This window comes from Klebsiella sp. K-Nf6, from assembly GCF_002806655.1.
GTDB lineage: Bacteria > Pseudomonadota > Gammaproteobacteria > Enterobacterales > Enterobacteriaceae > Klebsiella > Klebsiella variicola.
Genome location: NZ_PIBN01000006.1, coordinates 318083 through 330908, shown reverse-complemented (window position 1 = coordinate 330908; position 12826 = coordinate 318083). Strand labels below are relative to the sequence as shown.

Sequence of the window (12826 nt, the reverse complement as noted above, 5' to 3'; positions counted from 1 at the left end):
ACCGCTCGGTTCGTAGCCGAGTACTCTATCCAGCTGAGCTACGGATGCATCGGGAAACTTGCTTTACTACGCGTCAGTGTCACAACTAACACATGCCACACTGAGTATGATGGCCTAATCGGTAGAGTGACTCGATTATGCCTCGCACTGCGGGCCGCTGCTTTCACAGCGTTCTTCTCTCTTAATTCAGAAAGAAGATGGTGCATCCGGGAGGATTACTCGGCTGCGCCTCGCCCTACGGGCCGTTGTTTACTCAACGTTATCCTCCCTGGTGCTGGCGATAATTTCGCAGCCCCTGCAACAACGATATCGCTGCTACTAAGGAGAATATGGTGCATCCGGGAGGATTCGAACCTCCGACCGCTCGGTTCGTAGCCGAGTACTCTATCCAGCTGAGCTACGGATGCAAAATGGCGGTGAGGCGGGGATTCGAACCCCGGATGCAGCTTTTGACCGCATACTCCCTTAGCAGGGGAGCGCCTTCAGCCTCTCGGCCACCTCACCACACACACGCCTCTTTCGAGTGCTTTGAAGAACTTGTTTCTGCTCTTCGTCGCTGCGATGGCGCACATATTACTTTCTGGTACTTATAAGTCAAACACTTTTTCGAGACCTTTTTTCGTTTGCACACTTCGCACGCAATTCGCGTGCAAAAACGGCAAAAAGGGCAATTTATCAACAGGAAATCAGACCTGGCGCTGACATAACGCCAAACAGCCAAAGCGGCAAAGGGTAATGAAAACCGATATTGCGCAGGGGGAAAAAGTGAAAAAGGCAAAAATAACGGCGGGAAGGGATGCGCCTCACTGAACAGCGAGGCGCGGAAACCTTAGTAACTGGACTGCTGGGATTTTTCAGCCTGAATACGCTGGTAGATCTCTTCACGGTGAACAGATACTTCTTTAGGGGCGTTTACGCCAATACGAACCTGGTTACCCTTCACCCCTAAAACTGTCACAGTGACCTCATCTCCAATCATGAGGGTCTCACCAACTCGACGAGTCAGAATCAGCATTCTTTGCTCCTTGAAAGATTAAAAGAGTCGGGTCTCTCGTATCCCGGCATTATCCATCATATAACGCCAAAAAGTAAGCGATGACAAATACCTTGCGGTATAAGCAGTCATGGCATCACATTCTGTTAAACCTAAGTTTAGCCGATATACACAATTTCAACCCGACTTTATCGTTATCAGTACTTATGACGCAAGGTGCCGTTCCCCCGAGGTTACGGCACCTATACCCGTCATACTTCACGTTGCATGTGTGTTGGCTTTCCTCACTCACCCCAGTCACTTACTTGAGTAAGCTCCTGGGGATTCGCTACGTCGCCGCCTTCCTGCAACCCGAATTATTTAGGGTATAGGCGTTTATAGTTATTACAGTTTTGCGCTGACCCAGCCTTTCACACTGGCTAACGCTGCAGGGAGAGCAGACGCATCGGTACCACCGGCCTGCGCCATATCCGGACGACCGCCCCCTTTACCGCCCACCTGCTGAGCGACCATACCAACCAGCTCCCCTGCTTTCACGCGATCTGTCACATCCTTAGACACACCGGCAATCAGGGAAACTTTACCGTCTGCAACCGTAGCCAACACCACAACCGTCGAACCCAGCTGGTTCTTCAGATCGTCAACCATGGTACGCAGCATCTTCGGCTCCACGCCGGCCAGCTCGCTGACCAGCAGCTTAACGCCGTTAATCTCTTCCGCTTTGCTGGAGAGGTTTGCGCTCTCCTGCGCCGCAGCCTGCTCTTTCAGCTGCTGCAGCTCTTTTTCCAGTTGACGGGTACGCTCCAGCGCGGCGCGAACTTTCTCGCCGAGATTGTGGCTGTCACCCTTCAACAGCTGTGCGATATCGCTGAGCTGATCGCTCTGCGCGTGCAGCATGGCTATCGCGCCTTCGCCGGTTACCGCTTCGATACGGCGCACGCCAGCGGCGGTACCGGACTCAGAGGTGATGCGGAACAGGCCGATATCACCGGTACGCGCCGCGTGAGTCCCGCCGCACAGTTCGGTGGAGAAGTCGCCCATCTGCAGCACGCGGACGCGATCATCGTATTTCTCGCCGAACAGCGCCATGGCGCCGGATGCGCGCGCGGCATCGATATCCATGATATTGGTTTCGATAGCCAGGTTACGACGGATCTGCGCGTTCACCAGATCTTCGACTGCACGAATTTCTTCCGGCTTCATCGCTTCGAAATGCGAGAAGTCAAAGCGCAGCGCTTTATCGTTAACCAGCGATCCTTTCTGCGCCACATGGGTGCCGAGCACCTGACGCAGCGCCGCGTGCATCAGATGCGTCGCGGAGTGGTTCAGACGAATACGCTGACGGCGAGCCTCATCCACATCGGCCTGCACCGCGTCACCCACTTTCAGGGAGCCGCTGGCGACTTTACCGATATGACCAATGGCCTGGCCGTACTTCTGCGTGTCGCTGACGGCGAAGGAGAAACCCGCGCCTTTCAGTTCGCCTTTATCGCCCACCTGGCCGCCGGATTCTGCATAGAACGGGGTCTGATCGAGGATCACCACCGCTTCCTGGCCGGCGCTGACGCTATCCACCGCTTTACCGTCGATAAACAGCGCGGTGACTTTGCCGTTCAGCTCCAGATGGTCGTAACCTTTAAATTCAGAGGCGCCATCAACGCGGATCATCGCGTTATAGTCAGCGCCGAAACCGCTGGACTCGCGCGCGCGGCGGCGCTGCTCTTCCATGGCGGCTTCAAAGCCGGCTTCGTCAACTTTAATGTTGCGTTCGCGGCACACGTCCGCCGTCAGGTCGACCGGGAAGCCGTAGGTGTCGTACAGACGGAAGGCCGTTTCGCCATCCAGCGTGTCGCCTTTCAGCTTCGACAGCTCCTCATCCAGCAGCGCCAGTCCGCGCTCCAGAGTGCGGGCAAACTGCTCTTCTTCGGTTTTCAGCACCTGCTCAACCTGAGCCTGCTGCTGTTTCAGTTCTTCACCTGCGGAACCCATCACGGCGATCAGCGGGGCAACCAGTTTCCAGAAGAAGGTGTCCTTCGCGCCCAGCATGTTGCCGTGACGGATCGCACGGCGAATGATGCGACGCAGCACGTAGCCGCGGTTTTCATTCGATGGGATCACGCCGTCAGCGATCAGGAACGCACAGGAGCGAATGTGGTCGGCAATCACGCGCAGCGACTTGTTCGTCAGGTCGGTCGCGCCGGTGACTTTCGCCACGCTGGCGATCAGATCGCGGAACAGGTCGATATCATAGTTGGAGTTAACGTGCTGCAGCACGGCGGCAATACGCTCCAGCCCCATACCGGTATCAACGGACGGCTTCGGCAGCGGCTCCATGGTACCGTCAGCCTGACGGTTGAACTGCATGAAGACGATGTTCCAGATCTCGATGTAACGGTCGCCGTCTTCTTCCGGGCTTCCCGGAGGGCCACCCCAGATGTGATCGCCATGGTCAAAGAAGATTTCGGTGCACGGACCGCACGGACCCGTGTCGCCCATCTGCCAGAAGTTATCAGAAGCAAACGCCGCGCCTTTGTTGTCGCCGATGCGGATAATCCGCTCGCGCGGAACGCCCACTTCGTTAGCCCAGATGTCGAACGCTTCGTCATCGGTCTCGTAAACGGTAACCCACAGCTTCTCTTTCGGCAGGGCGAACCAGTTTTCACCGGTCAGCAGTTCCCATGCGTATTTGATGGCATCCTGCTTGAAATAATCGCCGAAGCTGAAGTTGCCCAGCATTTCAAAGAAGGTGTGGTGACGCGCGGTGTAACCGACGTTTTCCAGATCGTTGTGTTTACCACCCGCACGCACGCAACGCTGCGCGGTGGTCGCGCGCGAATAATTACGTTTGTCGAGGCCAAGGAAGACATCCTTGAACTGGTTCATCCCGGCGTTGGTAAACAGCAGGGTTGGATCGTTGTGCGGCACCAGGGAGCTGCTGGCAACTACCTGATGTCCCTTACTATGGAAAAAGTCGAGAAACGCCTGACGGATCTCAGCGGTGCTCTTGCTCATAATTATCCTGAAATCAAGCTACACGTCATCCTTCAAGTCGCCTCTGTCCTGGCTGCGCTTGCTCTCCCGGCACCGAACTGACGTGCGTTCCAGAAGATGTTCTCTCTTGCCGCCCTGATGCAGCTTGAATGATTTTGTGTATAAGGAATAATCGCCCTGGACGCTGTCTGTACTGTCACAACCAGCGGCCCGACGGAATAAAGTGGGAATAAGATAAGTTTTCTTTACGGCGAAGTAAAATCCCCGATGGGTCAATCTGCAAAATTTCGCCAGATTTCCTGGATATCTTCCATCAGGTAGCCGCGGTAGAGCAGGAATCGCTGAACTTTCACTTTTTCAGTAAAGGCGGAAGGTAACGGTTCGCCGTATTTACGCTGCGCCTGCTCCCTGGCAAGACTCACCCAGTCGATATCGCATTCGCGCATCGCCTGTTCAACGTCCTGGCGGGCAATCCCTTTCTGGCTGAGCTCCTGGCGAATACGCGCCGGGCCATAGCCTTTGCGGCTCCGGCTGGCGATGAACTGGCCGACAAAACGATTATCGTCGAGATAGCGGTTTTCAATACACCAGGCAACCACCTGCTCCAGCTCTTCGGGGGTGACGTCCAGCGCCTCGGGGCCATTTTTGCTCATTACCGGAGCAGCCAGTTTGCGCCTCAGCTCCTGTTCGCTGTGGTCGCGCATGGCCAGAATGCGAATAGCGCGGTCCAGCAGGCGGGCGTAGCCGGAGCGGCGTGATGAAGGTTCAGTCACAGGCACCTCAATAATCTAAGAAATGCAAAAGGGCCGCATAAGCAGCCCTTTATCACTCTGTTAGACGATATCAGAAATCTTGTTCCGTTTCTTCTGCGTCGTTGCCGTCAACGGCGAAGTCCGGCGTAGAGTCCTGGTTGTTGAGCAGCAGTTCGCGAACTTTCTTCTCAATTTCTTTCGCCGCCGCCGGGTTCTCTTTCAGCCAGGTGATCGCGTTCGCTTTACCCTGACCAATTTTGTCGCCGTTGTAGCTGTACCAGGCGCCCGCTTTCTCAATCAGCTTCTCTTTCACGCCAAGGTCAACCAGCTCGCCGAAGAAGTTGATGCCTTCACCGTAGAGGATCTGGAATTCAGCCTGTTTGAACGGCGCGGCGATTTTGTTTTTCACCACTTTGACGCGGGTTTCGCTGCCGACGACGTTGTCGCCCTCTTTCACCGCGCCGATGCGGCGGATGTCCAGACGCACGGAGGCGTAGAACTTCAGCGCGTTACCGCCGGTGGTGGTTTCCGGGTTACCGAACATTACGCCGATTTTCATACGGATCTGGTTGATAAAGATCAGCAGCGTGTTGGACTGCTTCAGGTTACCCGCCAGCTTACGCATCGCCTGGCTCATCATACGCGCCGCGAGCCCCATGTGAGAATCGCCGATTTCGCCTTCGATTTCCGCTTTCGGCGTCAGCGCCGCCACGGAGTCGACGACGATAACGTCAACCGCGCCAGAGCGCGCCAGCGCGTCACAGATTTCCAGCGCCTGTTCACCGGTGTCCGGCTGAGAACACAGCAGGTTGTCGATATCCACGCCCAGTTTGCGCGCATAGACCGGGTCCAGTGCGTGTTCGGCATCGATGAACGCACAGGTTTTACCTTCACGCTGCGCTGCGGCGATAACCTGCAGCGTCAGGGTGGTTTTACCGGAGGATTCCGGCCCGTAGATCTCGACGATACGGCCCATTGGCAGACCGCCGGCGCCAAGCGCAATATCCAGAGAAAGCGAGCCGGTGGAGATGGTTTCTACGTCCATAGAACGGTCTTCACCCAGGCGCATGATGGAGCCTTTACCGAATTGCTTTTCGATCTGGCCCAGTGCAGCCGCCAACGCTTTCTGTTTGTTTTCGTCGATCGCCATTGTTACTCCTAATCATGCAGGGTGAAGCGTGTTCGCTTCGCCGTTAATATTTGTTCAGTTGAAGCAATTATACTGTATGGTCATACAGTATCAAGTGTTTTGTAGAAATTGTTGCCAGAGCAGATTTAGCGCATAGGCCGTCGCCTGACGACGCACCGCTTCGCGGTCTCCGGCAAAGCATTCCCGCCGCGTCACCCCTTGCCCGCTCACGCTGGCGACACCAAACCACACCGTGCCGACCGGCTTTTCGTCACTGCCGCCATCCGGCCCGGCGACGCCGCTAACTGAGATGGCATAATCCGCGCGCGCCGCGCGCAGCGCACCAATCGCCATCTCGACCACCACCGGCTCGCTCACTGCGCCGTTGTCCCGCAGCGTCGCTTCGCTGACGCCGATCATTTGCGATTTGGCTTCGTTGCTGTAGGTCACAAAGCCGCGTTCAAACCACGCTGAGCTACCGGCAATATCGGTGAGCGCTTTCGCTATCCAGCCGCCGGTGCAGGATTCCGCCGTGGTCACCGTCGCACCGCGCGCCTTCAGCGCCCGGCCCACCTTCTCGCTAAGCTGCATTAATTCTGAATCGGTCATTATCGCCCCGCTTTGGTCTGGATAAAGAGGCCATCAAAGATAGCACTTTCCACAGAGATATGGGGACGAGGTGTGGAATTTACGAGGGGACATCCAAAATGAGTCATCCCGGCGACGCCGGGATGATAAATCGCACGATTACTTCATGCTGGCGGCGATCAGCGCCACGTTATGACGCATCATTTTCACATAGCTATCCGCGACGCCACCCGGTGCGGAGAGCGCCTCCGGATAGAGTTCGCCCCCCGGCTGAGCGCCCGTCGCGTTGGCGATTTGCTTCACCAGCCGCGGGTCAAGCTGGTTCTCCATAAACCAGGTATGCACGCCATCCGCTTTGATTTGCTTAATCAGCGCCGCCACCTGCGCCGCGCTGGCCTCACTCTCTGAAGAGAGTCCCTGCGGCGCGAGGAAGGTCACCTGATAAGCCCGGCCAAAATAGCCGAAGGCGTCATGACTGGTCAGGACCTTGCGCTTTGCCAACGGAATGGCGCTGAACTGCGCTTTCGCCCAGCCGTCGATGTTCGTCAACTGGTCGATATAGCGCTTGCCGCTGCTGGTCAACGCCGCTTTATCTTCCGGGTCGGCTTTCACCAGACCATCGAGGATATTCTGCGCATACAACGCGCCGTTCGCCGCGCTGTTCCAGGCGTGGGGATCGGTCACCGTTTTACCATCCTCATCAAGGGTATGGGTCTTGACGCCTTTCGACGCCACCACCAGCTCGCCCTTGAAACCAGAGGCCTTAATCAGGCGATCCAGCCACCCTTCCAGCCCCAGGCCGTTGACCACCACCACGTCGGCCTTGCTGAGCAGCGCACTATCCTTCGGCGAAGGTTCGAAGGTATGTGGATCGCCGTCCGGGCCGACCAGCGTATCCACATGGACATGCTCGCCGCCGACCTGCTGCACCATATCACCCAGCACCGAAAAACTGCTTACCACGTTCAGCGTTTTTGCCATCGCCCCCTGCGCCATCAGCCCCAATGCCAGCGCCACAACCATTGCACTACGTTTCATCATTTCCTTACCCCATCAATTTGCGCCAGCCGACCAGCAGCCGGCTATGCGTGCCAAAAAACAGTGAAATAAAAAACAGCGCGCTGGCGGTCAGCACGATGGCGGGCCCGGCGGGAAGACCGACCGCCCAGGAGAGACTTAATCCCAGCCAGGCGCAGAGTGCGCCGGAGAGCGCCGCCAGCAGCAGAATGCCCGGCAGCGTTCGCGCCCAGCAGCGCGCGGCAACCGCCGGAAGCATCATCACCCCTACCGCCATCAGCGTGCCGAGCACCTGAAACCCCGCCACCAGGTTAAGCACCAGCAGCGCCAGAAACAGTCCATGCAGCAGCGCGGGAAGTCGGGGGTTATTCACCTGCAGCCAGGCGCTGTCGAACGCCTCGCTGACCAGACCGCGGTAGCACAGCGCAATGCACAGCAGCGTCAGACTGGCGACGCCGCTGACAAACAGCGCCGCATCACGATCGACCGCCAGAATAGAGCCAAACAACAGATGCAGGAGGTCGACGCTGGAGCCGCGTAGCGACACCAGGGTGACGCCCAGGGCCAGCGATCCCAGATAAAATCCGGCAAAGCTGGCGTCCTCTTTTAACGGTGTCCGCCGGCTCACCCACCCGGCCACCAGCGCCACCACGATGCCGGCGATGAAGCCGCCCAGGGTCATGGCCAGCAGCGACATGCCGCTCAGCAGATACCCCACCGCCACCCCGGGGAGAATGGCGTGCGACAGCGCATCGCCCATCAGGCTCATGCGCCGCAGCAGCAGGAAGACGCCCAGCATGGTGGTGCTCAGCGACAGCGCCAGACACACCACGAGAGCCCGGCGCATAAAACCAAATTCAATAAAGGGCTGAAAGAAGGTGTGCCAGATCATGCCGACCTCGCATGACTGAAAGCCGGAAGTACCGCCCGGGTGACGCCCCAGCAGGCGCGTTGGGCGGTCAGCAGCAGCGTCTCGGGGAAAAAGTCGGCCACCCGCTGGTTATCATGCAGCACCGCCAGGATGGTCTGCCCCTGCTGATGCATCTCGAGGATCAATTCCATCAGTTCGCGGCAGGTCGCTTCGTCGATGCCGGTGAAAGGCTCGTCGAGCATCACCAGCGGCGCTTGCTGCACCATCACCCGGGCAAACAGCATGCGCTGAAACTGGCCGCCGGAGAGCGCCTCAATCGGCGATTTCGCCAGACCCGCCAGCCCGACCCGCTCCAGCACCGCGCTGATACGTCGCCGGGTATCGCCGCCCAGACCGCGTAGCAGCGACACGCCGGGCCATGCGCCCTGACTCACCACATCCTGCACATTGAGAGGAAACTGCGACTCGAGGGCATGGCGCTGCGCCAGCCAGCCAATCACCGGCCGTTTCCCCTGCCAGCGCAGGCGGCCACTGACTGGCGGAAGAAACCCGGCGAGCGTTTTTAGCAAGGTTGATTTTCCGCAGCCATTGAGGCCAACGATTGCCGTCAGGCTGCCGGGGCATATCATCCCGCTCAGCGGAGGGGTGATCGCCACCCCGTCATAGCCAGCGACCAGCTGTTCCAGCTCAATCATGGCAGCGCCACCGCCCACCAGGTCGCTAACCATAGCGCCACCAGCAGCACGCCTGCGATGGTCGCGCGCGTCACGCCGGAGGCCATAAAAACTGATGTGAACATATTTCACCTCTTTTAATGTTATAACATAACAATACAGAGGCGAAAAAAGAATGTAAATCAGTGTCAGTGGGCAGAAATGTAACAAAGGTCAACAAGAGGCATGCGGGCGGGAAAAAACGGGAGGTTAAGCGCGGCCTCCTCCCCCGGTCGCGCTACGCTTACCGGGGCTACCAACCGGATACCAGACCGTAGCCCGGATAAGGCGCTACGCGCCGCTATCCGGGGAGGCTCGAAATCTGTCAGTAACGTAGCCGCAGTGTTGCCGAAGGGCGACAAGCTGTCATTGAACTCTCCCCCGGTCGCGCTGCGCCTACCGGAGCTACCAACCGGATACCACATCGTAGCCCGGATAAGGCGCTACGCGCCGCTATCCGGGGAGGCGCGGAATCAGTCAGTCGGATGAAAGGATCAGTACCCGCCACGGGCCTGCGAAACCGCCAGGCCCAGCTGCCAGACGGCCATCGCGTAGTGGGTGCTGTGGTTGTAGCGGGTGATGGTGTAGAAGTTCGGCAGCCCGTACCAGTACTCATAGCCGGTGCCGACATCCAGCCGCAGCAGACTGGCCTGCTGATGGTTACCCAGCGGCTGGGTCGGGGTCAGCCCCGCCGCCGCCAGCTGCGAAATGCTGTATTTGGTTTTGAAACCATTCTCCAGCCCCGGCGCCTGGCCCAGCGCCTGCACCGCCACCAGATCGCCGCTCACCCAGCCATGCTGTTTGAAGTAGTTGGCCACGCTGCCGATGGCATCCACCGGGTCCCACAGGTTGATATGGCCGTCACCGTTAAAATCGACCGCATACTGCTTATAGGACGACGGCATAAACTGGCCGTAGCCCATCGCCCCGGCGAAAGAGCCTTTCAGATCCAGCGGGTCGTCGCTTTCGCTGCGCGCCATTAACAGGAAGGTTTCCAGCTCCGATGAGAAGTATTCGGCGCGGCGTGGGTAGCTAAACGACAGGGTCGCCAGTGCATCAAGGATACGGGTTTTGCCCATCACCCGGCCCCAGCGAGTCTCCACGCCGATAATGCCGACGATGATTTCCGGCGGCACGCCATAAACCTGATAAGCGCGGTTCAGCGCATCCTGATACTGGTTCCAGAACACCACGCCGTTCTGCACATTATCCGGGGTAATAAACTGTTTCTTGTAACGCAGCCAGGCGCCGGTCGGCCCGGTCGGCGGCAGGCCGGTCGGCGCCTGACGATCCATCAGCCGCAGGACGTAATCCAGGCGCTTAGCCTGCGACAGGATCTCCTGCAGCTGCTGCCTGTCGAAGCCGTGCTTCGCCACCATCTTATCAATGAACTGCGCCGCCGCCGGGTTGTTGGCGAAGTCGCCGCCCATCTGCATCACGTTATGCTGCGGTTCCAGCAAAAAGCCGCCGGTTCCACTCGCCATCTCCGTTTCCGCGGGGGTCTTGGGTTTGCTGCTGCAGGCAGCGAGGAGCACACAAAGGGGAAGTAAAGCCAGATAGCGACGCTTCAACATGGGAATTCCGTTTAACAAATTCAGCAAGGGATAATTATGGTAAAGCATGCGACGACCAACAAGAAAGCGGCAATCCGTTTGTAGACAAAATAGTCCTTCACCGCCCCCTTCCCGGCATGCTGTCATGCGCCTGATCGTTTCATCCTTTTACCGCCAAACTTTCAAAATAAAATATTTATCTTTCATTTTGCGATCTATTTAACACTTTAAAACCTTTCAAAGTGATTAAAATCAGCCTGCAGTTAGCAAGAAAAATAACACGCTGAAGGAGAGAACAATGATTGACGTCGTTACCCACGGCGCGGAGTGGTTTATCGGCCTGTTTCAGAAAGGCGGCGAGGTATTTACCGGCATGGTGACCGGGATCCTCCCCTTACTGATCAGCCTGCTGGTGATCATGAACGCGCTGATCAACTTTATCGGCCAGCAGCGGATCGAAAAACTGGCGCAGCGCTGCGCCGGAAATCCGATCTCCCGCTATCTGCTGTTGCCCTGCATCGGCACCTTCGTTTTTTGTAACCCAATGACCTTAAGTCTCGGCCGCTTTATGCCAGAGAAGTACAAGCCCAGCTATTACGCGGCGGCGTCCTATAGCTGCCACTCGATGAACGGTCTCTTTCCACATATCAACCCCGGCGAGCTGTTTGTTTATCTCGGCATCGCCAACGGCCTCACCACGCTTGGCCTGCCGCTTGGTCCCCTGGCGGTGAGCTATCTGCTGGTTGGGCTGGTGACCAACTTCTTCCGCGGCTGGGTCACCGACCTGACCACCTCTATTTTCGAGAGAAAAATGGCAATTCAGCTTGCCCGGAAAGTGCATCTGTCAGGAGCGACATCATGACCCGCATTCGTATTGAGAAAGGCACCGGCGGCTGGGGCGGCCCGCTTGAGCTCGACGTCGTCGAAGGCAAAAAGATCGTCTATATCACCGCCGGCACCCGCCCGGCGATCGTTGACCGCATCGCCAGCTTGACTGGCTGGCAGGCGGTGGACGGTTTTAAAGAGGGGGAACCGGCGGAGAGCGACATCGGCATCGCCATTATTGACTGCGGCGGTACCCTGCGCTGCGGGCTCTATCCCAAGCGCCGTATCCCTACGGTGAATATCCATGCCACCGGCAAATCGGGGCCGCTGGCGCAGTATATCGTCGAGGATATTTACGTCTCCGGGGTGAAAGAAGAGAACATCAAACTGTTGGAAGATAGCGGCGAGACGACAGCGCAACCACTCCCTGCCGCAGGCCGCGATTATGACGCCAGCAAGAAGATTACCGAACAGAGCGACGGCCTGCTGGCTAAGGTCGGCATGGGGATGGGATCGGTGGTGGCGGTGCTGTTCCAGGCCGGGCGCGACACCATCGACACGGTGCTGAAAACCATTCTGCCGTTTATGGCCTTCGTCTCGGCGCTGATCGGCATCATCATGGCCTCCGGCATCGGCGACTGGATTGCCCACGGCCTGGCGCCGCTTGCCAGCCATCCGCTGGGGCTGGTGACCCTGGCGCTGATCTGCTCCTTCCCGCTGCTGTCGCCGTTTCTCGGCCCCGGCGCCGTTATCGCCCAGGTCATCGGCGTGCTGATCGGCGTCCAGATCGGCCTTGGCAACATTCCACCGCACCTCGCCCTGCCCGCGCTGTTTGCCATTAACGCCCAGGCCGCCTGTGATTTTATCCCGGTAGGCCTGTCGCTGGCCGAAGCCCGTCAGGATACCGTGCGCGTTGGCGTGCCGTCGGTGCTGGTCAGCCGCTTCCTCACCGGCGCGCCAACGGTGCTGATCGCGTGGTTCGTTTCCGGATTTATTTACCAGTAAGAGGTTCCTGAAGATGACCGTCATTTACCACACCACCATTACCCGCATCGGCGCCTGCGCGACGATGGCGCTGGAAGAGCAGATGCTGATCACCTTCCGCGAGGGCGCCCCGGCGGATATCGAAGAGTATTGCTTTATTCACAACCACGGCGAGCTTGCCGGCCCCCTGGTACCGGGCGCAGAGCTGCAGCTCGGTGACAGGCGTTATCCGGTGACCGCCGTCGGCGAGGTCGCCGAAAAAAACCTGCGTGAGCTTGGCCATATCACCCTGCGCTTCGACGGCCATCGTGAAGCGGAGTTTCCCGGAACCGTTCACGTCGCCGGCCCGGTGCCGGATGCTATCGCGACCGGCTGCGTACTGAAATTTGTTGCTTAGAAGGAGAGAAAG

Annotated in this window: 12 protein-coding genes and 2 tRNA genes; 3 read left to right on the top strand and 11 right to left on the bottom strand. The window is 58.1% G+C overall.

Annotated features, from left to right (window positions below):
• Nucleotides 1-330: 330 nt before the first annotated feature.
• From CWM61_RS13375 to mltB, 11 genes are all read right to left on the bottom strand, one after another.
• Nucleotides 331-407, bottom strand: a tRNA-Arg gene (locus CWM61_RS13375).
• A 4-nt stretch (nt 408-411) separates the two neighbouring features.
• Nucleotides 412-504: transfer RNA gene (locus tag CWM61_RS13370), tRNA-Ser, on the bottom strand.
• A gap of 325 nt (nt 505-829) precedes the next feature.
• On the bottom strand, nt 830-1015 hold the full coding sequence (gene csrA / locus CWM61_RS13365; RefSeq protein ID WP_000906486.1) for a carbon storage regulator CsrA: 186 nt from the start codon (nt 1013-1015) through the stop codon (nt 830-832).
• Between the two features lie 363 nt (nt 1016-1378).
• On the bottom strand, nt 1379-4006 hold the full coding sequence (gene alaS, locus CWM61_RS13355) for an alanine--tRNA ligase (protein WP_074387783.1): 2628 nt from the start codon (nt 4004-4006) through the stop codon (nt 1379-1381).
• 251 nt (nt 4007-4257) lie between these two features.
• The gene (gene recX / locus CWM61_RS13350) at nt 4258-4758 is read right to left on the bottom strand and encodes a recombination regulator RecX (RefSeq protein ID WP_074387782.1); all 501 of its coding nucleotides are present in this window, start codon (nt 4756-4758) and stop codon (nt 4258-4260) included.
• A gap of 70 nt (nt 4759-4828) precedes the next feature.
• Entirely contained in the window at nt 4829-5887 is a 1059-nt protein-coding gene (recA, locus tag CWM61_RS13345; RefSeq protein ID WP_004205686.1) for a recombinase RecA, read from the bottom strand.
• 90 nt (nt 5888-5977) lie between these two features.
• Nucleotides 5978-6475 (bottom strand): nicotinamide-nucleotide amidase, encoded by a 498-nt coding sequence (pncC, locus tag CWM61_RS13340; protein ID WP_061153572.1) that lies wholly within the window; start codon nt 6473-6475, stop codon nt 5978-5980.
• A 138-nt stretch (nt 6476-6613) separates the two neighbouring features.
• Nucleotides 6614-7492, bottom strand: coding sequence for a metal ABC transporter substrate-binding protein (locus CWM61_RS13335; protein ID WP_074387781.1), 879 nt, complete (start codon nt 7490-7492; stop codon nt 6614-6616).
• Nucleotides 7493-7499: 7 nt separating this feature from the next.
• Nucleotides 7500-8363, bottom strand: a complete 864-nt coding sequence (locus CWM61_RS13330) for a metal ABC transporter permease (RefSeq protein ID WP_100631381.1) — start codon at nt 8361-8363, stop codon at nt 7500-7502.
• A complete protein-coding gene (locus CWM61_RS13325; RefSeq protein WP_162677017.1) occupies nt 8360-9070 on the bottom strand; it encodes a metal ABC transporter ATP-binding protein in 711 nt (236 codons plus the stop codon). The genes CWM61_RS13330 and CWM61_RS13325 overlap by 4 nt, the downstream gene beginning before the upstream one ends.
• 479 nt (nt 9071-9549) lie before the next feature.
• Nucleotides 9550-10629 (bottom strand): lytic murein transglycosylase B, encoded by a 1080-nt coding sequence (mltB, locus tag CWM61_RS13310; protein ID WP_074387779.1) that lies wholly within the window; start codon nt 10627-10629, stop codon nt 9550-9552.
• 277 nt (nt 10630-10906) lie between these two features.
• Between mltB and CWM61_RS13305 the strand changes: the two genes are divergently transcribed.
• The 3 genes from CWM61_RS13305 to srlB are packed head-to-tail and all read left to right on the top strand — an operon-like array spanning nt 10907 to nt 12814.
• The gene (locus CWM61_RS13305; RefSeq protein ID WP_061153569.1) at nt 10907-11470 is read left to right on the top strand and encodes a PTS glucitol/sorbitol transporter subunit IIC; all 564 of its coding nucleotides are present in this window, start codon (nt 10907-10909) and stop codon (nt 11468-11470) included.
• Nucleotides 11467-12438, top strand: coding sequence for a PTS glucitol/sorbitol transporter subunit IIB (locus CWM61_RS13300; RefSeq protein WP_074387778.1), 972 nt, complete (start codon nt 11467-11469; stop codon nt 12436-12438). Before CWM61_RS13305 ends, CWM61_RS13300 begins: the two co-directional genes overlap by 4 nt.
• 13 nt (nt 12439-12451) lie before the next feature.
• On the top strand, nt 12452-12814 hold the full coding sequence (gene srlB / locus CWM61_RS13295; protein WP_074387777.1) for a PTS glucitol/sorbitol transporter subunit IIA: 363 nt from the start codon (nt 12452-12454) through the stop codon (nt 12812-12814).
• The last annotated feature ends 12 nt before the right edge of the window (nt 12815-12826 follow it).

Coding starts and splice junctions, on each gene's coding strand:
- csrA (WP_000906486.1), bottom strand. CDS start 1,015: ATGCTGATTCTGACTCGTCGAGTTGGTGAGACCCTCATGATTGGAGAT.
- alaS (WP_074387783.1), bottom strand. CDS start 4,006: ATGAGCAAGAGCACCGCTGAGATCCGTCAGGCGTTTCTCGACTTTTTC.
- recA (WP_004205686.1), bottom strand. CDS start 5,887: ATGGCGATCGACGAAAACAAACAGAAAGCGTTGGCGGCTGCACTGGGC.
- pncC (WP_061153572.1), bottom strand. CDS start 6,475: ATGACCGATTCAGAATTAATGCAGCTTAGCGAGAAGGTGGGCCGGGCG.
- CWM61_RS13335 (WP_074387781.1), bottom strand. CDS start 7,492: ATGAAACGTAGTGCAATGGTTGTGGCGCTGGCATTGGGGCTGATGGCG.
- CWM61_RS13330 (WP_100631381.1), bottom strand. CDS start 8,363: ATGATCTGGCACACCTTCTTTCAGCCCTTTATTGAATTTGGTTTTATG.
- CWM61_RS13325 (WP_162677017.1), bottom strand. CDS start 9,070: ATGGTTAGCGACCTGGTGGGCGGTGGCGCTGCCATGATTGAGCTGGAA.
- mltB (WP_074387779.1), bottom strand. CDS start 10,629: ATGTTGAAGCGTCGCTATCTGGCTTTACTTCCCCTTTGTGTGCTCCTC.
- CWM61_RS13305 (WP_061153569.1), top strand. CDS start 10,907: ATGATTGACGTCGTTACCCACGGCGCGGAGTGGTTTATCGGCCTGTTT.
- CWM61_RS13300 (WP_074387778.1), top strand. CDS start 11,467: ATGACCCGCATTCGTATTGAGAAAGGCACCGGCGGCTGGGGCGGCCCG.
- srlB (WP_074387777.1), top strand. CDS start 12,452: ATGACCGTCATTTACCACACCACCATTACCCGCATCGGCGCCTGCGCG.